Below are 25,988 nucleotides of genomic sequence, written 5' to 3'. Positions count from 1 at the left end.
CGTTAGACTGCGCTCGTCGCCTGCGATAGACGCGGGCATCCTGCCTGAGCTCTTGCCGCATGACCGGTGTCATCGCGACGCTTCTCCTCGCCATCGACGCCTTCCTGCTCCTCCTCGCATTGGGCGTCGGGCTCTGGCGCGTCCGTCGTGGGATGCGACAGCGCGAACGGCGTCTCGTGGTCCAGGGATGGTTCACGATCCTCTCGTCATGGATCCCTCTGTTCATCGTCGCCTTCCCAACCGCCGCCTACCTCTGGACGGAAAGCCTGTGGTTCCGGCAGTTCGTGACCAGCACCGGCGCGCCTTCGCGCTATGAAACGGCGTTCTGGCGCATCATCGGGTTCCATTGGAGTGTGTTCGGCAAGTTCGCCCTCTGCGGCGGCGTGTTCCTGCTCGCCAATGTGGTCGTGGCGCGAATGGTCTGTCCGCTCCCGAAGGAGTTCGCGAGCTGGGTCTCGCTCCACACGCGCTTCGTCCACCGCATGTTGGCGGTCGCCGCGTTCCTCTTGAGCGGCATCATCGCGTTTGTGCCGATGCGGCTGTGGGAAGACTTCGCGAGCTATGGGGCGTTCGAGCGCGGGCACGGTCGCGTTCCCGCCATTGTGAGGCTGGAGCTCCCTCACGGCGGTCAGCCTGAGCATGCCTACCTCCCAGCGGATCGGAACGGACGATTCCAGGCGGATCTCGAGCGGTTCGCCCAAGCCGTGACACAATCGCTCACTCCCAAGATCGAGGCGCTGCCGGACGTGCGCGTCCTCGGCGCGGAGAGCCCCGCCGCCGGACACCGGATCACTCGCGAGCACTACGTGATTCAGGGGTTCCTGGGACCGACTGCGCTCAACCACCAGGGCGAACCGACCGCGTATGATGTCTACCTCGCCCTCAGAGGTCCCACCGTCTTGGAGCCCGTCGAAGAGACCCCTGACGTGCTCGACGCAGAAGCCCAGCGGCAGCGACGCACCGGCGAGAACTACCGAAAGATGCAGGTGTTCCGCGCTTCCGTCGAGCGGGCGGACCTCGGTATCGCCGTCGATGGGCTGTCGGAGCAGTTGCTGAACTCCAAGTACCTGCGCGACGGTTTCGCGGACCCCATCTTCCACAAGAACGTCGGTTACTTCCTGTTCCAGTATTCCGCGGTCTGGTGGACCAGCCTGTGGGTGAAGGTGATGGTCTGGCTGGCGTTCGCGTTCATCGCCTACCAGTATCGGTTCTACTACCACCGGGACGCCCACTCGATGACGGCGGCGGTCGTCGGTGCGACCGTTCACGGCACGGTGTTGTGGATCATCCAGATGGCGGTCGGCATCTGGCGCTCTCGCGTCGTTGCGGAAGGGCTTCTCTATGCCCGACCGTCACCGATCAAGAGCGGGCGTGTTCCCGTTGGGGTCAGCTATGTAGACCTGAAGCAGATCGAAGCCTATCCGGTCTACACGCTCGTCGTGATCGTGCTGATGTGCGTGCTGATCGTCAACATCTTCCTTCGGCAGCGGCGCATCTGGGCGTCGGTGGGCATCGCTTGGGTGGGAGCCTATCTTGCGATCATCTGGGGGTATCCCGCGATCCAATACGTGCTGCGCGTGCGTCCCAACCCGCTGCGCATGGAGCGCGTGTTCCTACAGAACCACATCTCACTGACGCGCCAGGCGTTCAACCTCGAGTCCATCGCTCAGAGCGGGGTCATCCGCAAGCTGGCGCAGTATCAGGACATCGTCGCGCACCCCGAGGTGCTCAAGAACGTCCAGCTATGGGACCGCCGCGTCATGTGGGAGCGGCTGCAGCAGAGCCACACGCTGCAACGCTATTACGAGTTCCACCGCGATCCCGACGTTGACCGGTACGAGGTGAACGGCGAAATGCGCCAGGTCGTGGTCGCCGCGCGTGAACTGAACCCGACGTGGCTCGCAGGGCGCGAGTGGTTCAGCAAACGGCTCAAGTACACGCACGGATACGGCGTCGTCGTCTCGCCGGTCAATGAAGTCGAAGACCCCGGCGTGCCCCGTTTCTGGCTGAAGGGCATCCCTCCCAAGACTCCCGGCGACACCGGCTTCGAGTCGGTCACCATCAAGCAGCCCCGCATCTACTACGGCGAGCTGACGAAGGACTACTCCATCGTCAACACGGCGGAGCTGGAATACGACTATCCCATCGAGGCGGACTTCGCGACGACGCAGTACGACGGCATCGGCGGAGTCCGAATAGGGGGCGGGCTTCGACGTCTCGCTTTCGCCAGTCGTCTCAACGAGCCGCTTCGCGTCGCGCTGTCGTCCGCCCTGACGCCCGAATCGAGGGTGCTCTACCATCGGCAGGTGGAAGAGCGCGTCCAGCGCATCGCGCCCTTCCTGGAGTTCGACCCCGATCCGTTCCTCGTTATCGGCAAGGATTCCGGTAGGCTGTGGTGGGTCATCGACGCGTATACGGTGAGCACGCGGTATCCCTATTCCCAGCCGTTCCGAGCGCTCGACACGACCGGCAAGCCCGTCAACGATCTCGGCGGCGATTACCACACGGAGCCGGACCTCAAGCGGTTCAACTACATCCGCAACTCGGCCGTCGCCGTGATCGACGCGTACCACGGCAGCGTCTACATCTACGCCACCGACGTCAACGATCCGATGATCCAGATGTACATGCACCTGTTCCCGCAGGTGTTCACGCCGATGGACGACATGCCGGAGGAGGTGCGCACGCATCTGCGGTTCCCGGACTATTTGACATGGGTTCAGTCGTCCGTCTACGCGCTGTATCACGTCCAAGACCCGGTCATCTTCATCACGGGCGGCGACGCGTGGAAACTGCCGCGAGAGCTCTTCCACAGCAACGGTCTGCAGCCGATGATGCCCTACTACACGGTTCTCACCCTCCCCGGCATGTCGAAACCTGAGTTCGTCAGCGTGCTGCCGTTTGCGCCGCCTGCGACCACGAAGCGGCTGACCGCATGGATTGTCGCGCGCTCGGATCGAGAACACTATGGCGAAGTACGGGCTTACGCGCTCTCACGCTCCGAAGAAGTGGACGGGCCCGAGCAAATCGAGAACCGCATCGACCAGGACACGGAGTTGTCGGGGCAGTTCACGCTGTTGGGCGCAGCCGGTTCCGAGGTGATCCGTGGGAACCTGCTGCTGCTGCCGGTCCGGACGGTCAGCGGCGAGGACGCATTGTTCTACACGGAGCCGGTCTATCTGCGAGCGACGGCGGAGGCTGGTCAGAGCATGCCCGAGCTCAAGTTCGTCGTTGTGATCGCCGACGACAAGCTCGCCGTGGACGCAACGTTTGAAGCATCCCTCCGCAAGGTATTCCGCGTCGGGCAGTTCGGCATCGCATCGGGGAGCATCGTAGACGCCGGAAAGAGCCCCGTGCAGAACGCGGTGGTGACTCTGGTCGCGGCGGACGGGGCGACGCTGGCGAACCCGGGCATCAGCGATGCGACCGGGAAGTTCCGAGTCGAGAACATCCCGCCTGGGAAGTATACGCTCCGGATCGCGCGGGAGGGCTTCCGCACGTCCGACACTCCCGTCGATGTGCAGCCCGGTATCCCGGTCGAACTGGCGCTTGCGCTCCAGCGATCCGAGGCAAAGCCCAAGCCCGTACGCTCGCTCGCGGACATTGCGGCATCCGCGAACCAAGCCCTTCAGCAGTATCTGAAGATGACCGGCGAGGGGAAGCTGATGGACGCCGCGAAGGCGCTCGAGCTCCTCAAGCGCGAGTTGGAGGCGCTCAACGAGCTCGCCGTCAAGAACCGCGCCTAGTCGCAAATGCCGCGCCCAAGCTCAGTCGAGGTGACCATGCCAACGCTTTCCGCCGCACGCGAGGAAGTCGCGCGGCTTCGAACCGAGTTGCGCCGGCACGAGCGTCTCTACTACGTCGACGCCGCGCCGGAGATTTCCGACTTCGAGTTCGACGCGCTGATGAAGCGCCTCCAAGCCCTGGAGCTCGAATACCCCGCCCTTGCGGCGCCCGATTCGCCGACGCAGCGCGTCGGGGGCGTTCCGGCGAGTTCGTTCGCCACGGTCAGACACGCCGTGCCGATGCTCTCGCTCGACAACACGTACGACATGGACGAGTTGCGCGAGTTCGACGCTCGTGTCCGCCGACTGTTGCCCGATCAGCCCATCGAGTACGTCTGCGAGCTCAAGATCGACGGGCTCGCCATCTCATTGCTCTACGAGAATGGCGTCCTCGTCCGAGGAGCCACTCGCGGCGACGGCGAAGCCGGCGAGGACGTCTCGGCGAACCTTCGCACGATCCGCAGCGTTCCCCTGCGGCTGTTCCAGGACGTGCCACGGCTCGAAGTGCGCGGCGAGGCGTACATTCCCATCTCGCGACTCGCCGAGGTGAACGCCGTCCGCGAGGCGGACGGAGAGACTTCGTTTGCCAACACGCGGAACGCCGCCGCCGGTTCCGTTCGACTCCAGGACGCATCCATCACGGCGTCGCGACCGCTCGACATGTTCGCCTACGCCATCGTCGAACAGGAGACGGATGTCGGCGAGACCCACTGGGACGTGCTCGCGATGCTGCGTGATCTGGGGTTCCGCACGAATCTCGAAGCCCGAGTCTGCGCGAGCATCGACGAAGTCGCCGACTACTGCGAACGGTGGACTCGCGACGCATCGTCGCTCGACTACGATACGGACGGCGTCGTGGTCAAAGTGAACTCGCTCGCTCAGCGGCGCGAGCTCGGCTTCACGAGCAAGAGCCCGCGTTGGGCGGTGTCCTACAAGTTCCCGGCTGCGCAGGGGATGACCGTCGTACGAGATATTCAGGTGCAGGTCGGGCGCACGGGCGTTCTGACGCCCCGCGCCGTCCTGGAACCGGTCGAGCTCGGAGGCGTCACGATCTCGCACGCGACCCTCCACAACGCCGACGAGCTGGAACGCCTCGACATCCGTATCGGCGACACGGTGACTCTCGAGCGCGCCGGAGGGGTTATCCCCCACGTCTTGGGAGTCGTCGTGGAGCGGCGACCAGCCGATGCCGTGCCGTTTCGCCTGCCGACTCGCTGCCCGGCGTGCGATTCGGAGTCGGTTCGCCTTCCGGACGAGGTGGCGACGCGGTGCGTCAACGCCCTCTGTCCCGCCCAGACGAAGCGACGGATCGAGCACTTCGCATCGCGCGACGCCATGGACATCGAAGGGCTGGGGCCCGCCATCGTCGAGCAGTTGGTCAACGCGGAGCTCGCCACGGGCGTCGCTGATCTCTACGGACTACAGGCGTCGCAGCTCGAAGCCCTGGAACGCATGGGCGAGCGGTCGGCGGCGAACCTCATCGCGTCGATCGGTCGCAGCAAAGAGCGCGACCCGGCTCGCGTTCTCTTCGGGCTGGGCATCCCGCTCATCGGGGAGCACGTCGCGGGACTGCTCGTCGCCCATTTCGGCTCCCTTCTCTCCCTCGCCGGCGCATCTGCCGAGGAGATCGCCACGATTCACGGCATTGGGCCCGTCGTCGCCGAGAGCGTCGCGCGCTACTTCGCGCAGTCCGAGAACCGACGCCTGCTCGAGCGCCTCGCGGCGAGCGGGGTTTCGATAGTTCGCGAGGCTGCCGAACAGACCTCGGATCACCTGTCCGGCAAGACGTTCGTCCTCACCGGCGAGCTGGAGGGCATGACACGCCAGGAGGCAGAGCAGGCGATCCGCGCCGCCGGAGGGAGAGTCACCAGCTCTGTCAGCAAGAAGACGGATTTCGTCGTCGTCGGGGCGAACGCCGGATCGAAGCTCGAAAAGGCACAATCGTTGGGCGTGGCGATCCTGGACCTGGAGGCGTTCTCGCTCCTCCTGCGCGGCGACGCATGATCGCCGGAGCCTGGAAGCCGCTCCGAGCGCGGATCCTGGGTTGCTCGCAATGCTTCCCGGAGGGCGGGAACCGTCCTGTGATCGATGAACTTGGGGATGCCCGCGCGATGGTCATCGGACAGGCTCCCAGCCGGACGGACGAGGAGAGCCGCCGACCGTTCACGGGCCCCGGTGGCAGGCGCCTGAGGGCTTGGCTCCGGGATGCCGGATTAGGCGATGAGGACGTCTACTTCTCCGCGCTGACCAAGTGCTATCCTGGGCGCGGCTCGGCGGGGAAAGGCGATCGGGCTCCAGCGAAGTCAGAGCTGGCGGCTTGTCGCCCGTTCCTCGTGTCCGAACTGCGCCTGGTTCGACCGAGGATCGTGCTGCCGGTCGGAGGGCTCGCGATCCGCGCCTTGCTGTCGCAGAACCGGCTGAGCGACTGCGTCGGGAACGCGTATCGCGCCGAGGACTGCCCAGGCTACGCGGCGCTCACGGGCGACGCGCACTCCGACGCCTGGATCGTTCCGCTGCCGCACTGCTCGGGCGCGAGCCTGTGGCTGAACCACCCCGAGAACGTTCGACTGCTCGAACGAGCGATCCGGCATGTGTCCTCGCTCGTCACGCGCGGAGAGCCGCTTGACTAACGACCCCCACCGCCGGGCGGAACTCCTGTGGGCAAGCGGGTTCGTCGCCATCGCCGGTCTGCTGCGCGCCATCGGCTTGGGGACTTGGAGCTTCTGGGCGGACGAGATCTTCACGCTCAGAGACGCCGCGAGTTTCCCCGGATCGCTGACGATCAACCCGCTGCCCTATGCTGCTGTCGCAGCATGCCTGCGTCTCTTCGGCGAGCACGAATGGTCGGCGAGGCTCGCCCCTGCCATCGTCGGGACGGCGACCGTGCCGCTGGTTCAATGGGCAGGAAATCGTCTTCTCGGCAACGGGACGGGACGCTTCGCCGCGTTGTTCGTCGCGCTGTCTCCGTGGCATCTTTTCTGGTCGCAGAACGCCCGCCACTACGTCTTCACCGCGTTCTTCGCCGTGCTCGCGGTGGTTGCCCTCCATCGGCTGATCGAGACGAGCCGGCTCCGTTGGCTCATCGTGGCGTGGGCGTCGTTCGTGGCGACGGTCCTGTCGCACACGCTCGCCGTGGCGCTGGGATTCGGTCTCGCGGCATACACAGGCTATCTGACGTATCGCTCGCGTCGTTCTGCGGAAGATCGCACGGCGCTGCGGTATGCCGCCGTGTTCCTCGCGCCCCTTGTTCTGTTCGGACTGGGCGTGCTCGTCCTGCCTCAGGCGCGCACGTTCCTGTTCAGCGGCTGGGGGCACAACCTGTGGGCTCGGAGCCCCGCCTACGTCCTGATGACGTTCCTGCATGGCGTGACATTGCCGGTCGCGGTGTGCGCGCTCGCTGGCGCGCTTCTGCCCGGCGAACCCAGGCATCGCGCGCGCGCACTCGTCGTCTGCGGTGTCATCTTTCCAGTGGGGTTCTTCGTCGCGGCATCGTTGGCGCAGAACGTCACAGGCTACTACGCGTTCTTCGCGATGCCGTTCGTCTGCCTGCTGGCGGGATCGGCGTGCGCGCGGGCGTCATCGGTGAAGGGAACCGGGCTCGTCCGCTGGCTCGCACCGGCGGCGGTCGTCGCTGCGCTGTTGGCTGGCGACGCGCTCTACTACACGGCGGAGGCAGGCGGACGCCCAGACTGGCGAGGCGCGATGCGAGAGGCGCTGCCTCTGATGGAGCCCGGCGACCTCGTCCTGTCCGACCTGCCGGAGGTCGCGGGCTACTATGCGCGCGATGCCCGCGTCGCGTGGCAGAAGCTGACGCTCGAAGCCATCCGCAAGCCTGACGGACTGCCGTCCCCGCCGCCAGGTCGGTCCGCGTTCATCGTGACCGAAGTCCGCGCCTTGGAGAGCCTTGATCCATCCGGCGCATTCCGCGCGTGGCTGGGTTCCAACGCGGACCACTCCGTCCATCGGGCTGGCTATGCGCGAGCCTCGGATCGGTCCATCGACGTTTACCGACTACGCTACTCCAGGAACACGGAGTCGCCGTGAATCGTCGCCTTGAAGTGCTTGAGCGGCTTCCCCGCAGGACCTCGGTTCACTGAGCCGTCGAGCTCGAACCGAGAGCCGTGACATGGGCATTCGAGGAGTTTCGACCCCGCGTTGTAGGCGACTTCGCACTTCTGGTGAGTACACACGATCGTGTTCGCCGAGATCGTATCGGCATCCGCCCGAACGAGCAGAAGCGCCTCGCCTGACCCCAGCGCCTTGAGCGTCGCCGCGTCATCGACCTTCTGTTGTCCGCCGACCGCCTTCGTCTTGGCAGTCAGCTTCACCTCGACTCCGGCAGGCTTCTCGTCAACTGGTGGTTCCTTCTCGCCGCCCGGGTCGCCGCCCGGGTCGTTCCCGGCTCCAGTACCGTCGTCGCCGGTGTGGTCGCCCATCGACGAGCCGTCGTCCATATGTTCGTCCATGCCGTCATCGTCGGCGAGGACGATTTCCTCATCGCCGCCGCATCCAGCCCATGCCACCGCCGACGCCGCCAGCAGGCTGGTGCGCAAAAACGCTCGACGCGTCGACGAGCTGGAAAGACAGTCAGGTTGCGGTGTCAACATCCGGTCATGCCTCCTCAGTCGTACTCACCGGTTCGCAGCACGCGCAGGCGTCGGACGACGGCGCACGCCTCTAGGATATCTCAAGTCGGCGGCGCGATGCGTACGCGTCTGCCGTCTACGCATACACGCCCCTCGGCGAGCGCCCGGACCACTTCCGGGAGGAGTTGGTGCTCCGCCGCGTGGATGCGCTCTGCCAGCGTGTCCTCCGTGTCGTCCGATTCGATGGACACGGCGACTTGCCCAATGATGGGTCCCGTATCGACACCCTCATCAACGAAGTGAACCGTGACGCCGGTGACGCGGACGCCGTACTCGAACGCGTCCCGGATGCCGTGGGTTCCCGGAAACGACGGCAGCAGGGCAGGATGGATGTTCACGATCCGATGCCGGTACCGCCGCACGAGCGACGGCTGGAACACCCGCATGAACCCCGCGAGGACGATGAGCTCGACACCGTGCTCCCGTAACACCGCCTCCACGGCAGCGTCGAAGGCATCGCGATTCACGTGATCCTGAACCCGGACGGTCGCCGTCGGTATCCCGGCTGCCCGCGCGCGTTCCAGCGCGTAGCACGCCTTCCGGTCGCTGACGACAACAGCGATCTCGACCGGCGCGTCGGCATCCAGATGGAGTCGGTCGATCAGGGCTTGGAGGTTCGAGCCGTTCCCCGACGCCAACACGGCAATCCGCATTACGAGTCTCCTCGTTACGGTTCCTGAGGGTTCCGCCGTCGCTCGGTCTGGCTCTCCCTATCCTCTCACCGCCTGACGAGCCTTGCCCGCCTCGCCAGAGCGCGCCCTCGGCGTGCTATCATTCGCCCGAACCCAACCGTGGAGGCAGAGCAGATGGATCCCCGGACGAAGGCACGCGTCGCCGTGCGATCTCTGATTCCCGTGGCAGCCCTTGCGGCGCTCATCCTGACGTCGACCGGATGCCAACGCGGAGATGCTCACAACAAGCATACGGGCGGATACGACGCAAGTCCACAGGCAACGGCAGACCCGAACGCTCCCGCTATGATCCGCGCGAACCCGAACGTGCCGAACCTGCCTTTCACGAACCAGGACGGCGAGACCGTCCACCTCAGCGATCTCAAGGGCAAGCCGGTTCTCATGTCGTTCATCTACACACGCTGCCCGATGCCGACCATGTGTCCACTGACGACCAAGCAGTTCGTCAACGTGCAGAACCAGCTCTCCGCCGCCGAGAAGCAGGCGACCGCACTGGTACTCCTGTCCTTCGACCCGGAGTACGACACGCCCGAGGTGCTGAGACGATACGGCGTGCAATACGGCGTCGATCTGACGAATCTCTCCCTCTGGACGGGCGACAAGCAGAACGTCTTCGATCTCACCGATTCCTACAACATGTGGTACAAGGCGGAAGACGGCGAGTACGCGCACCGAACTTTCAGCGTCGTGCTGGATGCGGAAGGCAAGTACGTCAGCGATCTGCGCGGCGCTGATTGGGACCCCAAAGCCGCCGTAGAGCTGCTTCGCAGCCTCATTCCGAACAAGGGCTGACGTCGGTTTCCGCACATCGGGTCGCATATGGTAAGCTGAACCAGCATCGCGACGGTCTCACCGGGGAGGCGTCTGGATGGCAATGGTAGGGTTCATCGGCGTCGGCAATATGGGCATGTCCATCCTCAAGGGCGGGCTGAGCGCCGGTGTGCTCGAATCAGACAGCGTGCTCGTCTTCGATGCGCTCGCGTCGCAAACAGCAGCCGCCCGCCAAGAGCATGGCGTCCGCGTTGCTGCGAGCCTCGAGGACCTGGTCGCGCAGTCCGACTGGATCGTATTCTCCGCGAAGCCCCAGAACGTCGCCGAAGTTCTGCCCCAGGTGGCGCGCCACGTCCGACCCGGTCAATGGCTTCTCTCCATCGCGGCAGGCGTTCGGACTCGGTCGTTGGAGGGCTACCTCCCGGCAGAGACGCCGGTCGTGCGCGTGATGCCGAACATCGCCGCATCGGTCTCGGAAGCCGCCACTGCCATATGCCCCGGCGCGTCGGCGACCGAGGAGCACTTGGTCCAAGCGGAGCGGCTCTTCGAGGCGGTAGGCGTCACGGCGCGGCTGTCTGAGTCGTTAATGGATGTGGTGACCGGACTCAGCGGGAGCGGGCCCGCCTTTGCATTTCTTGTCATCGAAGCGCTCGCAGACGCCGGCGTGCAGAACGGACTGACGTTCGCCCAGGCGCGGGTTCTCGCCGCGCAGACGCTTCTGGGGGCGGCGAAGATGCTGCTATCGGGCGATGCGCACCCCGCGCAGCTCAAGACGATGGTGACGTCCCCTGGTGGAACCACCGCCGCCGGACTCGCCGCCTTGGAGCGACTCGGCCTGCGGGCTGCGCTCGCCGAGGCGGTGACTGCCGCGACGGAGCGCTCGCGGGAGCTCGGGAAGGTCGCGGGATGAAGCTCACGCCGCTCGACATCCTCCAACGGGAGTTCCGACGCAAGGCGATCAACGGGCTCGACCCGGATGATGTGGGGTCGTTCCTCGACCAGATCGCAGAGGGCGTTGCGGCGCTCCTCGAGGAGAACGAACGGCTGCGGCGTCGAGACGGCGTCATCGGCACGGTCGCCAGCACCGAACCGGAGCGCACTCGCGACGCGGGAACCGAGATACAGCGAGCGCGCTACGAAGCGCGCGCCATCGTGTCGGACGCCGAGGAGCAGGCGCGCGCCATCGTCAACGCGGCGCGTTCGGAAGCCGAAAGGCTGCGAACTGCCTCCAGGCTGCAGCCATCCGAGCCGTCGCCGGTGCCGCGACTGACCGCGGAGTACGAGACGTTGCTGCGGGAGCACCTGGCGCGCGTCGTCGAGTTCGGCAGACGCGCCGCGAGCGAGGACGAATCGGCTGCCGATCCATCGGATCGGAACGAAGAACCCACGACGCGGGTCGTCAAGACCACGAACGTCTGAGAGACCACGCGATGCACGACAGCTACGATGATTTCCATTCCTCCGTTCTCGAGGGCTTCTGCGATACCGACATCCTGCGTCGGTGGGACGAGGAAGACCTCCTCGGACGGCTTCGGCAGCGGAACAAGGGTCGGCAGAAGCAGGTCATCCACGACGTGCCCCGACCGCCGATTGAGGAATCGACCCCTCGCGACCTCGCGCACCGCATCGCCAAGGACATCTACTTCAAAGCCGCTGCGTTGATGGGGTTCAACGTCTCCTACCTGCCTAGCTGGAACCTGTTCGACCCATCCGTCGAGAGCGACGTGGTTCAAACCGAACACCGGGCGGGCAATACGACCGACGCCGTCAAGGTTCGCCGACAGTGCAAGGCTCGTGTCGCCCGACGCATGGCGTCCGAAAAGGCGCTCTTGCAGCGCCTCGGCGTGTTTGCGGACTGGCGAGGCGTGCGCTCCCAGTTCGAGTCACGCTATGAGGCTCGACTCCTGGACGGCTTCGGTCTGCTGATGGAGCGAGGCTACCTCTCGAAGGAGGCAAAGCCGAGCTACTGGTGTGTCCAGTGCCAGACCATCCTCACTGAGGACGAGCTTCGCCCGAAGCCGAGGAAATCCACGGCGGCGTACGTTCGGTTCCCGGTTCGGAAGGGGCTGGAGGACCTCGGCACCAACGTCAGCCTGATGGTCTGGGTCGTCGAGTTGTGGGCGCTCCCGGCGGGTATCGCCATCGCGCTTCCCAAGGAAGGCGACTACGTCGCAGTCGCGCACGAGACCGGGGCGCTCATCGTCGAGCGGAGCACCGCGAACCGCATCCTCGCCGACAAGCCCTGCGCGACGATCCGACCCATCGACGCCACGCAACTGCTGCAGTGCACCTGCAGCCATCCGCTCGTCAACGCCGAGCTGCCCGTCGTCATCAGCGATGTCCAGAACGGTCCAAAGAGGGGAGCCGGGCTCTTTCTCGCCATTCCCGGTCACAACCAGGACGACTACGTCGTTCGGCTGGAACACAACTACCGGATCGTCTCGATCATCGACGACGAGGGAAGGCTTACCGAGGACGCCGAGCGGTTCTGCGGCTTGAGCGTCTTCGAGGCATCCGAGCACATCGCCCTGCAGCTCGACAACATCGGGTTCCTGGAACAGATGGATACCGTCGAGAACCAGTACCCTCACTGCTGGACGTGCGAGATGCCCGCCATCTTCCGTCCTGCCGACCAATGGCTCTTCGATACGCGTCGCCACAATCTCGCCGAGCGCGTCGTTCGCGACATGCGCTCGCTCGAGGCGTTCCCGGAGCACGGAACCGGCACGATCGCTGCCAAGATCGAGGCGAAGCACAAGTTCGGCGTCTCGCGCCAACGCGTGTGGGGACTCCCGGTTCCGGCGTTCTACTGCCGCAAGTGCGGGAGCCAGTTGGATGTCGATAAGGGCGTCAAAGCCGTCCGCGACCTCATCAGCCACAAGGGCACCGATGCCTGGTTCCGCATGAAAGCCGATGCGATTCTGGCGAATGACGTCTCCTGTGCGCACTGCGGCGAGCGGGATTTCCGCAAAGACACCAGCATCCTCGACCCCCGGATGGTGACCGTGCTCGCGTCTCTCCTCAACATGGAGGGACGACGCGAGAGCTCCGCCGTCGGAGATATCTTCTTGGAGCCCGACGAGGATGCGCTCAACTGGGTCGTGCCGATGCTGCTCTCCCTCTTCGCGACGAAGGAGGTCCTGCCGATGCAGTTCCTCCATCTGCAGAGCCCGTGGCTCGACCCCGCCGTGTCCGACGACAGCCATCTGATGACCCTACTCGACGACGCCAAAGGCGGGTCGGACCTGTTCCGCCTGCTGGTCATCCGCGACCCGGAGGAGGACTCGGACGATCCCGTGGCACACGCTCGCGCCGCGCACGCGGATGTCCTCGACGCGATGCTCTACGCGGCATGGGTGTCTCGCGACGCGAAGCTCGTAACGCGGTGGACGTCCGCGCTCCCCGTGTGCGACGGGATGTTCTACGAGCACTTCCGCACAGCCGCCTGGCGGATCGCCACCAGCTACCGCAACTACCGGTTCCTCGATGCCTGGAAGCGTGTGCGACGGCTTGGAGACGATCTGCGAGACTATGCTCGGATCGTCGAGGCGAGAGGGGCGGCATCGGGGGAACGACGCGGTCTGGCGGAATCGCTGCTCCGTGACTGCGCCACGCAGTTCGCGAAACTGGCTACGCCCATGGTGCCCGCCGCCGCCGAGCACGTCTGGCACACCGTGTGGGCAAACGCTGACAGCATCTTTCTGTCCGACAGTTCCGTCGCCTTCGACGAGGGCCCGCCGGTGCTCCGAGTCACACGGCGGGATCGCCCCGACGGCACGTTCGCGGAATGGCTCGCGGTCGCGCGGAAGGCGCGCGACGTCGCAGGCGGCAATGGCGATCCCGTGTCGCTCGTGCTCGACCGCGAGGACCGGAGACCTCTGTTCGCCGCTCTCGTCGAAGACATGGCAGCGCTGGCAGGCGTCGAGGTACGCCTGGTGGAACCGGACGCCGACCCGGTATCGACGGGAACCGTCCGGCTCTCCGAAGTTCCCGACCCCGTGGAGGACTCGGCGTGACCGAACCCGTCAACGCGAAAAGCCAGTGGAAATCGCACGCGTTGCTTGCGGTCTTGGCGGCTCTGCTAGTCGGGCTCGATCAGTGGACGAAGCTCAGCATCTCAGACTACTTCGCCCGCGGATCGATGCGGAAACCGATCCCCGTCTTGGGCGGTCTGATCCATCTGACGTACACGCAGAACACGGGCGGCGCATTCGGCATGTGGGCGGGCGAGACGGTCAGCATCGCGCTCCTGCTCATCTCCACCATCGCACTGGGCTTCATCGCTTGGTACTACTGGCAGCACCGAGAGCACCTGCCGGTGCGCGTCGCATTGTCGCTGATCGCGGCGGGAGCGGTCGGGAACTTCGTCGATCGTATCCGGTTGCGCTACGTCGTGGACTTCATCGACGTCGATCTGGGGTCGTACCAGTGGCCCTACTTCAACATCGCGGACACGCTGATTTGCGTGGGTGCAGGCTTGCTCGTGTTGCTCATGCTGATGAGGCGTCAGCCGGACGTTCAGAGCCAGGGAGCAGACGATGCGGCGTGAGATTGCTCGTGCGCTGGTAGCGATGCTCGCCTTCCTGACGCTCGGATCATCAGCGCTGTGTCAGACGGCTGCCGAGCCCACAGGGGCGGATGACGCCGAGGAATCCGCCACGGCGATCCGCGGCGAGTCGACGCTTCGGCGCTTCGAGATCGTGACGCTCGTCGCTCTGCCCTTCACGGCGGTCCATAGCTACGTCGTCGTCCGTTCAGTCCGAGTCGCGCAAGCTGGCAGCCTCGCCGCCGGCGTCGAAGGCGACGACTGGAACTGGGTCGGCGTCGGCGCGGCGGGTTTCGCCATCGCGATTGCGGCGTACGACTGGCTCCGGCTGCGAGGCAAGGACCGTAACGAGCCGTTGCTTCCCGAACTGCCGACAACTCCCTCGCTCGCGCCGGTATCCCGCAGAGCGCCGTTCGGCGCCCCGTTGGCAGCGTTCAGCGTCCGATTCTGAGGGGTCCTGTGAGCCGGCTCCGCGTCGCCTTCATGGGAACATCCGACTTCGCGGTTCCGGCGCTCCGTCGCGTCTCGGAAGTCGCGCATACGCTCGCCGTCGTGACGCAGCCGGACCGACCCGCCGGTAGAGGACATCGGGTTGCGCCGCCGCCGGTGAAGGTCGCCGCCGAGAACCTCGGCTTGCCCGTTCTTCAGCCTGAGCGAGCCGGCGAGCGCAGCTTCCGGGAGAGGTTGCGTGCGCTCGACCTGGACATGATCGTCGTCGCAGCGTTCGGGCAGTTGTTGCCACAGAGGTTGCTGGACGTGCCACGGTTCGGCTGCCTCAATATCCATCCGTCCTGCCTGCCCAAGTACCGAGGCGCAGCACCGATCCAATGGGCTCTGTGGAACGGCGACTCGGAAACCGCCATCACGATCATGCAGCTCGATGCAGGCGAAGACACTGGGCCCATTCTGGCGCAGATGGCTGTGCCCATCGAACCGACCGCCACGACGCCCGAACTGAGCCGGACCTTGGCGGAAGCCAGCGCCGACCTGCTGGCATCGGTGATCGTGCGCTATCCGGACGATCCGCCCGAGCCGCGTCCACAGAACGACGCCGAGGCAACGCACGCTCCGCGCCTCACCAAGGAAATGGGCGATGCGGATTGGACTCTGGACGCCGGCAGCCTCTACGGTCGCTTCAGAGCGTGCGTGCCGTGGCCCGGGACGCATACCAGCCTGCCGGACGGGTCGCGTGTGACGATCTTGGAGTGCGAACCCAGCGATGAGGACCGCGGCCTTGATCCCGGCTCGCTGCGCGAGGACAATGAACGATTGCGTGTTCAGTGCGGCGTCGGGAGTCTGGCTATCATGCGTCTGCGTCCCGAAAACCGATCCGCGATGACGGCGCGCGACTACATCAACGGTTGTCGGGGAGGGCTGCCAAGCCGCTTCTGCAGTGCCCCAACGCCCGTCGCCACCGAGTGACGGAGCCCAATGCGCATCCTTAACCGCCTTTCTGCCATCGCCGCCGGGATCGTCACGCTCTGGCTCGTCGGAAGCGCCGTATTCCTCTACCTGTGGCTGCCCCACTACACACGCGGCGTTCCCGTCGTCGTCCCCGACTTCCACGGCTCGTCGCTGGCTGCCGCGCGGTCTACGGCGCTGAAGATGGGGCTCGTCGTCGGGAAGGTCGATCGCCGTCCGGACAACAGCGTTCCGCGCGGAAGCGTCGTCGATCATTTGCCCGTCAAGGGACAACAGGTCAAGCAGAAGCGCCCCATCAACTTCATCGTCAGCTCGGGACCCGAAACGGCGAAGGTGCCCGACCTGGTCAACAAGAGCCTGCGCGAAGTCGAGTTCGAACTGATGGTGCGGAATCTTGTTCTCGGTCGGCGTGTCTACACCTACTCGGACACGTTCCCGATGACAGACACGGTCATCGCGTCGTCGCCGTCGGCGGACGTCGAGGTGGAGTTCGACACGCCCGTCGACGTCCTCCTCAGCCGGGGTCCTCAGCGACTCGAGTTCCTGATGCCGAGTCTGCTGGGCGTTCGCCGCGAGGACGCGGAACGCCAAGTGCGATCACTTCGTCTGTCGCTGGCGGATGTCATCTACGAATCGCGCCCCGGGCAGGAAACGGGAACCGTCGTGGGGCAATACCCGCCTGCCAACGCGGCAATCACCACCGGCGAACCCGTCACGCTGACGGTGAACCAGCCCTCCGCCAGGGCGTCCTCCAACACGCGCACGCGCATCGTCACGATCAACTACGAGGTCGGCGGCAGCCCTGGCACGGACGTTCGCCTCAAGATCATCGTGAGAGACCAAGCCGGCGCTCACGAGATGGTGAACGGCTTCGTGAAGGGCGGGCATCACGTGTCGATTCCACGCGCGGTCGTCGGCAATGCGACGCTGCTGATCTACGAGGGCGACATGGACGAGCCGAAGCTCCAGGAACCTCTCTAGTGCCGGTCACTCCCGGACCTTTGCTGATCGCTCCCTCGCTGCTGTCCGCGAACAGCGCAGCCCTTGGCGACGCCGTCCGACGCGTCGAGGAAGCCGGCGCGGACTGGCTCCACATCGACGTGTTCGACGGCGTTTTCGCTCCGAATCTATCCTTCGGGCCCCAGACCGTTGCCGATCTGCGCCCTCTCTCGTCGCTCGACTTCGACGTCCATCTGATGATCGCGAAGCCCGGAGCGTTCCTCGATCGGTTCGCCGAAGCGGGAGCCAACGGCATCACGGTTCACGTCGAAGCCGACGAGGATGTCGGGAACCTGCTGGCGACGATACGCCGGCTCGGATGCCGCGTCGGCTTGTCGCTGGTGCCGGACACGCCAGCGGAAGCCATCGATCCCTACTTGAACCAGGTGGGCCTGATCCTGCCGATGACCGTGCGCCCCGGATTCTCCGGTCAGCGGTTCATGCCAGAGGTGCTGCCCAAGATCGCTGGGATCCGAGACGCATTGGCGGCGGCAGGAAGCCACGCCATTCTGCAGGCGGACGGAGGCGTCTCGACTGAGACTATCGGCGCTTTGCGTTCGGCAGGCGTCGTGTCGTTCGTCGCGGGCTCAGCGGCGATGGGAAAGGCTGACGTGCGGACGGCGATCCGGGAGCTACGCGCCGCAGCGAGTGCGCAGACGAACGCCTGAGGACGTGTCGTTCACGTCCGGGCGCACGCTGTGGTTCGACATGGACTCGGGGCTGACGCCTAGCTAGCAGACGCTTGCGCGTAGGCGCGCATGAGGCGGGACTTGCGCCGGTTCGCGTTGCCCTTCTTGATGACGCCCTTCTTAGCAGCCTTGTCGAGCTGACTGATTGCGCGACGCAGCGCTTCGGCGGCGTTGGCGTCGTTGCTGACGATCCCCATGCGCGCCTGACGAACCGCAGCCCGCATCGCGCCCTTGACGCGGCGATTCCGCTCGTTCTTGCGCGCGTCGGCGCGGATGTGCTTCTTCGCGGAAGATAGGTTTGCCATGAGACTCCGTGTGCTCTGCGTCGGAACGTGGTCGAGCGTCGTGGTTGAACCGCAGTGAAGTGTAGTGTCCGCCTCGCCGCTTGTCAACTCAATGAGGGGAGCCGGTTCGCAACGACTGGGCATCCAGCCGACTCGTCCGTCGAGTTGGTCAAGCCATCGCGGGCGTGCTACGATGGAGCCGTCCTTCCGCCCGTGCCTGCCGAGACGACCGAAGCCGTCCTCGAGGAGACCATAGATGACTGACAGCGACCGCAGACAAGCAATCATCGACGGACTGATCCAGGGCTACTGGATGGAGATCGAGACCGTCCTCAACTACCTGGCGAACTCCATCCACCTCGACGGCATTCTCGCCGAGGAGATCAAGAAGTCCCTCGCCGCCGACGTTCAGGGCGAGCTCCTGCACGCTCAGACGCTCGCCAACCGCGTGCGGGAGCTGGGAGGCAACGTACCGGGCTCGATGAGGTTCACGCCCTCTCAGACGTCGCTGCAGCCACCGGCAGACTCGATGGACGTCGGCGCAGTCGTCCGAGGCGTGCTCGAGGCGGAAGAAGCCGCCATCGTGCACTACAACGCGCTCATCAAGCTCTGCGACGGCATCGACTACGTCACGCAGGATATGTGCATCACGGCGCTGGCGGACGAGGAATCCCATCGACGGGCGTTCCGCGGCTACCTCAAAGAGTACGAGCGTCGCGCCAAGTCCTAGCACCACGACCGCATACTGAGGAACTGCCCTAGGCTCGCCGGTGTTCTCAACGAATGCTGGTACTGTGGCCATCCCACGCGCAGGATGGTCATGGCGACCGACGCTGCCAGCGCTGGGAGACCCTTGGTGCAGCCCTTGTGAAGTCCCTGGTGGCACGACGGAGCCGGTGGAGACGGTCTCGCACGATCGAGTGGACGCCTCCACTGCGGTTCACTTTCCCCCCTGCCGGTCCGGTGGTGGCCTGACGGGAGCCGGCGATAGACCTCGCAGGCATCGCTGCAACACTCCTCGGCGATGGGAAGGCGGTCGCAAAGTCGGAGGAAGGTCGCCTCGGTTCGGGCTCCGACACCGAAGTCCACGGAACGAGAGCCGTCGCTCCATTGGGTGACTGCCGTCCAGACCCATTGGCTGTTGCGGCGATTGCCTCTGCGCGTATTCACGTTGGTTCACATCTCGTCCAGCGAACGCGCGAGCCGGTCGCTCAGCGGCGCGCGTCCAGCCCTTGCCAGCGATGATGCCATACGCGCGCAACAACGACGAAGTGGTCGCCCTCCAGGCGCGCTTCCATCGCGTTCCCGTTCTCATCGGTCAGGTAGCGATCCGGCATGATGCCGCTCTCGACGAGCGTCTGCAGCGATTGCGGAAGCTCGCCGTACGCCAATCGGTAGGCGTAGAGGGCTCTGCCGATGCCCAGGCGGATGAAGTGCGCCTCGTTGAACGTCTTGACGGGACGGACGGCTTCCGGCGGAAGCCGGAGCAGCCGCAGACCCTCGATTGAGAGCGGCGAGACCGAGCCCGACGCGTCAGCCACGGCGCGGAACGTCAGCGTGTGTTCCCCGGTGGCGAGCTCGTGGGTTCCCAGCAGGCGGTCGCTGTCCTCGAAGGAGTCCGTCCGCAAGCTGAGTCCCGACGCGACCGAGACCTCGTCGAGCTCGACATCGAATGTCCCGCCGGACGAAGACGCGAACGCTGTGAACCGCACCGCGTACCGACCCGCTTCGCCGACGGAGAACGGCAGGGAGAACGTCGCGCCCGCCTCGGACGGTTCCCACCGCAGGGATGGCCTCCCGCCGAAGAACCCGACCGTCTGCACTTTGACGGTTCCGCCGGTTGTCTGCGCATCGCGGAACGCCGCGACGAGGTGGTGCTCCTGCCACGGCACGCACCGCTCCGGGTAACCCGGCAGATGCCCGAACGGCTTGGGCTCTCCGAGCTGGTACCAGTAGGCGATGCTGGAGATGAAGTCGGGTCGCTCGATGTACCACGCGTCCTCGCCTTCAGCGCGGTTCCCCTTGTGCTCGATGGCGACCTTCAGCGACTTGCTGAACCCGACCGGATCGAGGACGTGCCAGCGGTAGCAGATGCCGTGGTCGCCGGCGCGGTGTCCCTGCCAGCGCGGCTGCCCGAACCACACGCTCGTGCGCGGGCGGTATCCCCAGGCGTCGTTGAAGTAGTCCTCCGTGCCGGTTCCCTGGAGGCTGGGAATCTCCTCGCCGTCGATGAAGAAGAAGTCGTCCCCCTCGCCGAACCACCCGTCCTGAGCCAGCGTGAACGCCATGACGGTTCCGACGTACTGCCCGCGTCCCTGCAAATCCGCCAGCAGGTAGTCCCTGCCCATGACGGCGGGGTACTCCTGGCGGTATCGGGCGTGGAAGTAGAGGGTATCGGGCGGCAGTTCGTCGAGCTCCACGTAGTCCACCTGCCAGTAGAGACCCGTCGAGCGGTTCGCGTTGTCGTTGCGGACCACGATCCGCGCCGACTTCGCGAAGGGCATCCGCCAGTAGCATGTGAGGCTTCCCGACGGCGACACCTGTACCGGAATGCTCTCCACGACGGCGGGCTTCTGTCCGACCGCGAAGAAGTCGCCCAGGGGAACCTCGACGCCGGGCTCCTCCCGATCATCCCAGTAGATGCGCATGCTGAGCGCGTTCAGCTCGTTGACGCCGCCAGCGTGGCTCGTCAGCCAGATGTGATTGATGACGCCGGGTCCTTGGAGGACGGGCAGCTCCAGCGTGTCGCCCGGCGGCAACCGCGTCATGTCGAAGTTGCCGTCGTTCCAGTTGGGCTGTTCGTTGCTCGATACGCGGCGGCTCCGGCCGACAGGAGGCGCGAGAAGCGCCCCGAGCGGGCCCTGAAACAGCGACATGGGTTGTTCTCCGAGGAGGCTACGGAGCGGGTTCGATGATGGCGGCGTCGTTCATGTAGGCGCACGCGTACTCGTAAGTCAGGAACCCGGCGCGGTCCGAGCCGCCGGAGTTGCGGATCGCGAAGACGCCGCCGGTTCCCGACGGATCGTCGCAGTACCCGGAGAGCAGGACGCTGTGTCCGTCGAACACGTCGGAGGCGGGGCACATGTCGAGGACGCCGTTGGTCCACGTCGCCTTTTTGGGCCATCGAAACCCGCCGCAGACCGGGAACCCATCGGCGAGAGCGCGCTTGACGCCGAGGAACTGCTCATCGGTCAGACCCGTGTTGACGTCCCATTCCTTGATCCAGTGGAGACGTCGCGCGAGCTTCGACCGACGCTGCGCCCGATCGCGCGCCTCTGCCGACGGGTCCCGCTCAGGGTCGAACGCGGCGGCATAGGGCATGTCGCTCTCCGGGCAGATGCCGTACTGCTCGTAGCCCGCCCAGAGCTGCCAGAAGAACGCCCCGTCCGTCTCGCGACCGGTCGCCTGTTGGCACGCCCAGTTGAGAAAGTCCACACTGAGCAGCGTGCCCTGACCCACGCGGCTGGCGAGGGCGTATTCCAGAGCGCCTGTCACGGTGAACACGGAGCACGTCGGGCGGTTGCCCTGCGGGCGGGTCGAAAGTCCCCATCGCTCGAATCGCGGGTTCAGATCGGCTTCGTTGGGTATCGCGGCTGGAGCCGATGCCGTCGCGCGGGAGTCAGCGGGAATCGTCTGCACGGGCGGTCTCCTCGCAAGGGCAGTGTTCGCCGTGAGAATAGCGCGGATCCCGTGGTCGTGCATCGCCGTCTCAGACAAGCGCGCTCACCCTTCGATGGAGAGATGGGCGCGCGCGGATGAAGCGTCGAGTCCGTCGGTCGGATTCGCCAGGAGGGGAGCTACCCCTCACACTCACGAGCTCCGGTTCATTCGGCCCGGTCCGAAGCACGTCATTCCCACGTAGCCCCGTTTTCACGGGGCCAGGAGCGGGAATCCAGTACTCTGGGCTCCCGCTTTCGCGGGAGCGACGGAGCGGAAACGGTGGCTCCATGGACGGCTGGTGTCCCGTCGGAGCAGCGGGCGTTCGTCCGGACCCCGCCGTGCGGGGACCGAGTGGCTACATGAAACATCCCTGCGGCTGCGTCGGCTTGCTAGGAGCCTGTGCGTTGGCGTGGTATTCTGTGGGAAGGCCGCCGGTTCCCGTGGCGCGACGGGCGGCATCTAGGAGACATGAGGATGGCTCTCACGCGCGAGGACGTCGCTGCGTTCGCCCGCGACGGGTTCCTGTCGCCGCTCTGCATCGCGTCCGACGAGGACGCCAAGCGCTACCGCGCCGACTTCGACGCCCTCGAAGCCCGCGTCGGGACGCGCATGGCCGCCGTCGGACTCGTCAACCACCACTTCGAAGAGCGGTTCATCTGGGAACTGGCGACGCATCCGCTCCTGCTCGACGCCGCCGAATCGCTCATCGGTCCCGACGTGCTCCTGCTGGCGACCCACTTCTTCTGCAAGTACGGGCAGGACGGCAAGTTCGTCGCGTGGCATCAAGACCTGACCTACTGGGGACTCGACCCCGCTCGCGCCATCACCGCTTGGTACGCCGTTGATGACAGCGACGCCGAGAACGGCTGCATGCGCGTCATCCCCGGCTCCCATGCAAGCGGCATCCACGAGCACGGCAAGTCCGACCGCGAGGGCAACCTGCTGAGCATCAATCAGGAGGTCGCCGTCTCCGAGAGCGACGCGGCGAGAGCCGTCGATGTGCCCCTCCGAGCGGGCGAAGCGTCCTTCCACGATGGCGCGCTCGTCCACGGGAGCCTGCCGAACCTCTCAGGACGACGCCGATGCGGATTGACGATCCGCTATGTGCCGTCCCATGTCCGACCGGCGACCGGCAACTCTCTGAACCGGCCCTGGCCCGCTGTCCTCGTGCGCGGGAACGACCCGCACCACCACTTCGGAGAACGCCCGATCCCCTTCCCGCTGGAACCAGGAGAACCCGCGCGATGAATCCTCCCGACGCGAGCGTGACCGTCGACGAGATCGAAGTCTTTGCCGACGATCTGGACGTCTCCCGCGCCGCCGCCATTTACCAGGAGCACGGATGCCTCGTCGTGCGAGGCCTGGCGAAGCCCTACGTCCCGGGTGTCCTGCGCGATATCGAGGCCGCCGCCGCGACGGCGATCTCGCTGCTCGACCGCGCCGAGAAGATCGTCGAGGGCTGGCGAACGCCTGACGGAACGCTCTTCCTACCAGCACCGCCCGGGTTCCCACGCGACAAGCAGATCATGGTTCTCGCGATCGGGTACATGACGAGCGGGACGTTCTTCCAGAGCGCCCTCGACCCCCGGACGCTCGATATCATCGAGGCGATTCTGGGCCCCAACGTCGAGCTCTTCGGCCACGGGCAGTCGCTCTACAAGGAACCAGTCGGCGGCCATCCGAAGCACCTGCATCAGGATTCCGCCTACTTTGAGCATCGGTACGAGGGGCCCGTCGGCGTGCTCAACTACGCCGTCGACACGGACCTGGTGAACGGCGCGCTCCACGTCGTGCCGGGCTCCCATCGGATGGGGCAGTTGAAGCACATCGACACGTTCTCGCATCTGGGACTCGGCGAGGACGAGTGGCCCTGGGAGCGCGCCGTGCCGGTCACCGGCAAGGCGGGTGATTCGATCCTCTTCCACGTGAAGTGTGTCCACGGCTCCAAAGAGAACCACTCCAGCAAGCCCCGCCCGGTGTTCATCAACCGCTACCGACGGGCAGACGACTACGTGACCATCGGCGGGACGACCACGCTGAACCGCGCCGAAGCCGAGAAGCGCGCGGCGGAGGTCCGCAAAGGGAACCAGCGCGGCTTGATGGTGCGCGGGTTCCGCCCCTTCTCCGAAGAGAGCTAGTGGCACAAGCGCTGGGCATCGCATCCCCTGGGCGCACTTCAAGGGCGAGCACAAACGCGCCCATCCCTCGCTGAGAGATGGGCGCGCGGATGAAGCGGTGAGTCCGTCCAGCGGACTCACCATGAGGGGAGCTACCCCTCACACTGGTTGCGGACGGGTCGTAGGGGCGGGTCTCAGACCCGCCCCTACGTGCTTGACCGTTGGCGTGGGCTACTTGTGAATCACCATCCGACGCGTCTCACGGAAGCTGCCCGCGCGGAGCTCGTAGAAATACACGCCGCTGGCGACGCGTTCTCCGAGCTCGTTGCGTCCGTCCCAGTAAGCCGCATCGCTGCGCGACGTGTAGTAGCCCGAATCGCGGTAGCCCAGATCGAGCGTCCGCACCAGGGAACCCGCCACGTCGTAGATGTTCACCGTGACGGCGGAACCCTCCTTCAGCTCGAAGGGAATCCACGTCTCCGGATTGAACGGGTTGGGATAGTTCGTCATCAGACGGCTGCGAGACGGAGCCGTGAAGCTCAGACGAGCCGTGAACGAGTGCCGACCGGCGTCGAGACGCATGGAACCGTCCCGGCTCAGGTCGTGCCGTTCGCTGCCCGACTCGACGATGATCCGGTAGCCTTCGGGAAGCGTCAGCGCCTTCCAGCGGAGCGTGCCAGCTTCCGCCAGGTTCGCCGAGAGCTCCCAAGTCGCCTCGCGCAGATTCGACGGGAGCACGCTCCGAGTCATCCGCTCGATCGGATCGTCCGTCTTGGCGAAGAACTCGGAGTAGCTGCGAATCGGAGGAGCCGGAGGCAGACCCACGTCATAGGCGTCAAAGCCCACGACTGCCTTCGATCCACCGCCCAGCTCCACCGTCTTGTCGATCCCGCTGTCCAGCGAGATCGTCAGCGGAGCCAGCCAGTCAGCCGACGGAGCCGCACGCTGGACGATGGACGGAGCCGTCACCAGCCCGCCCTGCGTGATCGTCACCGTCTGCATCGTCGCCAGCGCGTTGAAGACCCAGTATCCGTGGAAGTCAAAGAGCGGGCTCTCAGCCGGGACGATGCTGTAGTTCGCCCCGTCGAAGGCGTAGACCGAGTTGGGAGCCGTGCTGTATGCTCCCGCCGTCGTCCCGCTCCAGGGGACGCCCACCATGTTCCACCGCGGATGCAGCGTCACGTCCACCGACTCGGCGTTCGGATCGAAGATGTCCACATTGAACGTCGTCGGCAGGGGACCCGCCGCCGGATCGCGGAAGATCCACCAGCCCTGGCTCACGAACGGAAGCGGATCATCCGACACTTGAACACCCGGCACCTCAGCAACCACATCGCCGAACATCGAGTAGTAGTTTTGGACTTCCGGCGACGGGTTGTAGCCATACATCGACACGACGCCGCGGGTGAACAGGTCCGCAGGCGACCCGTCCGTCGTCGGTCCCGGCAGCGAGAACATCTGCCAGCGCACGCCCAGCGTCGTGCTCAGCGGAACGGCGGAACGCTTGGCGATGACCAGCGTCAGCGTGTGGAACCCGGTGTTCAGCGGGATCGATGCTTCCAGAGGCAACTGATAGACGGCTTCGCCGTACTCGATCCGCGAGTCGTTGAAGAACGCCAGGACGCCCTCCGGGAGCGAATCGACGCCCAAGTAGAACGTCCCGCTGTCCACGTGGACGGCGATGTTCCAGATGCGGTCGATGGTGTCCGAGAAGGCGAGGACGTCCTGCAGGTAGTCTTCACCACCTCGCTGCAGGCGCAGCCACGACGATGGAGGCGGCGGAGCCGGAGGAGCGATGATGTCTTCGAGCGAGTTGTAGCCATCGACCGCATCGATCGCCAACCCGAAGGTCACCAGCTTGTCCTCGACGGGAACGCCGCTCATCAGACGGAGCGTCCCCATCCAGTTCCGCTCCGGCGGAGGCGGCATGGTGATAGTGAAGCTCAAGCCCGTGGGCATCGGCTCGCCTTCGCCGACGACGAAGTAGACGCTATGCGTACCTTCCCAGTCGGGGCCCAGAGCGGTCAAGTCGAACGCCGCCCCGACAGCGATCGACGATGTCACAAAGTATTCCGATGCCCAAAGCAGCGATTCCAGACCATCGTTCAGCAGAGCCAACTCGACGTTGTCGAGGTTCGCTCCGGTCACCACCACGTCGGCGATAGAGCCGCGATCCGCGTGGTCAGGCAGGATCGCCTCGAACACCGGCGGCGGTGGCGGCGGTGAGTTGATCATGAACGTGAGACCCGTCGACGCATAGGTGGAACCGCCGTTGGTCGAGAAATGGACCTCCTGCAAGCCGTCCCAATCGGGACCCAGCGCCGTCAAGTCGAACGTCGTCGTCAACGCGGTTGCCGTCGGCGCGGTGACCGGGAAG

General features: G+C 65.5%; 22 protein-coding genes. 16 read left to right on the top strand and 6 right to left on the bottom strand.

The annotated features are described in order from the left end of the window. Nucleotides 1-59 precede the first annotated feature (59 nt). From FJZ36_07725 to FJZ36_07710, 4 genes are read left to right on the top strand one after another with little or no spacing between them, the layout of a single operon-like run. Nucleotides 60-3,746 carry a hypothetical protein gene (locus FJZ36_07725; protein ID MBM3214786.1) on the top strand — a complete coding sequence of 1,229 codons (3,687 nt, stop codon included), beginning with the start codon at nucleotides 60-62 and terminating at the stop codon, nucleotides 3,744-3,746. Between the two features lie 36 nt (nucleotides 3,747-3,782). Further along, nucleotides 3,783-5,789: an NAD-dependent DNA ligase LigA gene (ligA, locus tag FJZ36_07720; GenBank protein MBM3214785.1), complete on the top strand. Its 2,007-nt coding sequence runs from the start codon at nucleotides 3,783-3,785 to the stop codon at nucleotides 5,787-5,789. Next, on the top strand, nucleotides 5,786-6,415 hold the full coding sequence (locus FJZ36_07715) for a hypothetical protein (GenBank protein ID MBM3214784.1): 630 nt from the start codon (nucleotides 5,786-5,788) through the stop codon (nucleotides 6,413-6,415). Before ligA ends, FJZ36_07715 begins: the two co-directional genes overlap by 4 nt. Further along, nucleotides 6,375-7,829, top strand: a complete 1,455-nt coding sequence (locus tag FJZ36_07710; GenBank protein MBM3214783.1) for a hypothetical protein — start codon at nucleotides 6,375-6,377, stop codon at nucleotides 7,827-7,829. Before FJZ36_07715 ends, FJZ36_07710 begins: the two co-directional genes overlap by 41 nt. On the opposite strand, the gene FJZ36_07705 is transcribed toward FJZ36_07710, so the two are convergent. Both FJZ36_07705 and FJZ36_07700 read right to left on the bottom strand, forming a co-directional pair. Further along, on the bottom strand, nucleotides 7,802-8,392 hold the full coding sequence (locus FJZ36_07705; GenBank protein ID MBM3214782.1) for a Rieske 2Fe-2S domain-containing protein: 591 nt from the start codon (nucleotides 8,390-8,392) through the stop codon (nucleotides 7,802-7,804). The genes FJZ36_07710 and FJZ36_07705 overlap by 28 nt on opposite strands. An 80-nt stretch (nucleotides 8,393-8,472) precedes the next feature. Further along, nucleotides 8,473-9,084 carry a phosphoribosylglycinamide formyltransferase gene (locus FJZ36_07700; protein MBM3214781.1) on the bottom strand — a complete coding sequence of 204 codons (612 nt, stop codon included), beginning with the start codon at nucleotides 9,082-9,084 and terminating at the stop codon, nucleotides 8,473-8,475. Between the two features lie 153 nt (nucleotides 9,085-9,237). On the opposite strand from FJZ36_07700, the gene FJZ36_07695 reads away from it, so the two are divergent. The 9 genes from FJZ36_07695 (at nucleotide 9,238) to rpe (ending at nucleotide 17,529) form a co-directional block, all read left to right on the top strand. Then, nucleotides 9,238-9,915 (top strand): SCO family protein, encoded by a 678-nt coding sequence (locus FJZ36_07695; protein MBM3214780.1) that lies wholly within the window; start codon nucleotides 9,238-9,240, stop codon nucleotides 9,913-9,915. A 76-nt stretch (nucleotides 9,916-9,991) separates the two neighbouring features. Beyond that, a complete protein-coding gene (proC, locus tag FJZ36_07690; GenBank protein MBM3214779.1) occupies nucleotides 9,992-10,804 on the top strand; it encodes a pyrroline-5-carboxylate reductase in 813 nt (270 codons plus the stop codon). Next, nucleotides 10,801-11,313, top strand: a complete 513-nt coding sequence (locus tag FJZ36_07685; protein MBM3214778.1) for a DivIVA domain-containing protein — start codon at nucleotides 10,801-10,803, stop codon at nucleotides 11,311-11,313. Before proC ends, FJZ36_07685 begins: the two co-directional genes overlap by 4 nt. Nucleotides 11,314-11,324: 11 nt before the next feature. Then, entirely contained in the window at nucleotides 11,325-13,910 is a 2,586-nt protein-coding gene (locus FJZ36_07680) for a class I tRNA ligase family protein (GenBank protein MBM3214777.1), read from the top strand. Next, entirely contained in the window at nucleotides 13,682-14,443 is a 762-nt protein-coding gene (gene lspA / locus FJZ36_07675; GenBank protein ID MBM3214776.1) for a signal peptidase II, read from the top strand. Before FJZ36_07680 ends, lspA begins: the two co-directional genes overlap by 229 nt. Continuing rightward, nucleotides 14,433-14,891: a hypothetical protein gene (locus FJZ36_07670; protein ID MBM3214775.1), complete on the top strand. Its 459-nt coding sequence runs from the start codon at nucleotides 14,433-14,435 to the stop codon at nucleotides 14,889-14,891. Before lspA ends, FJZ36_07670 begins: the two co-directional genes overlap by 11 nt. A gap of 8 nt (nucleotides 14,892-14,899) precedes the next feature. Then, on the top strand, nucleotides 14,900-15,862 hold the full coding sequence (locus FJZ36_07665; protein ID MBM3214774.1) for a methionyl-tRNA formyltransferase: 963 nt from the start codon (nucleotides 14,900-14,902) through the stop codon (nucleotides 15,860-15,862). A 9-nt stretch (nucleotides 15,863-15,871) separates the two neighbouring features. Then, nucleotides 15,872-16,843, top strand: coding sequence for a PASTA domain-containing protein (locus FJZ36_07660; GenBank protein MBM3214773.1), 972 nt, complete (start codon nucleotides 15,872-15,874; stop codon nucleotides 16,841-16,843). Beyond that, entirely contained in the window at nucleotides 16,843-17,529 is a 687-nt protein-coding gene (gene rpe, locus FJZ36_07655) for a ribulose-phosphate 3-epimerase (GenBank protein MBM3214772.1), read from the top strand. The genes FJZ36_07660 and rpe overlap by 1 nt, the downstream gene beginning before the upstream one ends. 59 nt (nucleotides 17,530-17,588) lie before the next feature. Here the strand turns inward: rpe and rpsT are convergent, their stop codons facing one another. Further along, on the bottom strand, nucleotides 17,589-17,855 hold the full coding sequence (gene rpsT, locus FJZ36_07650) for a 30S ribosomal protein S20 (protein ID MBM3214771.1): 267 nt from the start codon (nucleotides 17,853-17,855) through the stop codon (nucleotides 17,589-17,591). Between the two features lie 235 nt (nucleotides 17,856-18,090). On the opposite strand from rpsT, the gene FJZ36_07645 reads away from it, so the two are divergent. After that, complete coding sequence (locus tag FJZ36_07645) at nucleotides 18,091-18,564, top strand: rubrerythrin (GenBank protein ID MBM3214770.1); 474 nt, start codon at nucleotides 18,091-18,093, stop codon at nucleotides 18,562-18,564. A 481-nt stretch (nucleotides 18,565-19,045) separates the two neighbouring features. Here FJZ36_07645 and FJZ36_07640 read toward each other — a convergent pair whose 3' ends face one another. Continuing rightward, the gene (locus FJZ36_07640; GenBank protein ID MBM3214769.1) at nucleotides 19,046-20,710 is read right to left on the bottom strand and encodes a DUF2961 domain-containing protein; all 1,665 of its coding nucleotides are present in this window, start codon (nucleotides 20,708-20,710) and stop codon (nucleotides 19,046-19,048) included. A 19-nt stretch (nucleotides 20,711-20,729) separates the two neighbouring features. Then, complete coding sequence (locus tag FJZ36_07635) at nucleotides 20,730-21,551, bottom strand: C1 family peptidase (GenBank protein MBM3214768.1); 822 nt, start codon at nucleotides 21,549-21,551, stop codon at nucleotides 20,730-20,732. Between the two features lie 411 nt (nucleotides 21,552-21,962). On the opposite strand from FJZ36_07635, the gene FJZ36_07630 reads away from it, so the two are divergent. Continuing rightward, a complete protein-coding gene (locus FJZ36_07630) occupies nucleotides 21,963-22,742 on the top strand; it encodes a phytanoyl-CoA dioxygenase family protein (GenBank protein MBM3214767.1) in 780 nt (259 codons plus the stop codon). Then, nucleotides 22,739-23,632 carry a phytanoyl-CoA dioxygenase family protein gene (locus tag FJZ36_07625; GenBank protein ID MBM3214766.1) on the top strand — a complete coding sequence of 298 codons (894 nt, stop codon included), beginning with the start codon at nucleotides 22,739-22,741 and terminating at the stop codon, nucleotides 23,630-23,632. The genes FJZ36_07630 and FJZ36_07625 overlap by 4 nt, the downstream gene beginning before the upstream one ends. Nucleotides 23,633-23,842: 210 nt before the next feature. Here FJZ36_07625 and FJZ36_07620 read toward each other — a convergent pair whose 3' ends face one another. Then, nucleotides 23,843-25,069 carry a T9SS type A sorting domain-containing protein gene (locus FJZ36_07620; protein MBM3214765.1) on the bottom strand — a complete coding sequence of 409 codons (1,227 nt, stop codon included), beginning with the start codon at nucleotides 25,067-25,069 and terminating at the stop codon, nucleotides 23,843-23,845. Nucleotides 25,070-25,988: the final 919 nt, after the last annotated feature.

This window comes from Candidatus Poribacteria bacterium, from assembly GCA_016866785.1.
Taxonomy (GTDB): domain Bacteria; phylum Poribacteria; class WGA-4E.
The sequence above is the reverse complement of the archived record's forward strand: the minus strand, read 5'-3'. Positions and strand labels throughout refer to the sequence as shown.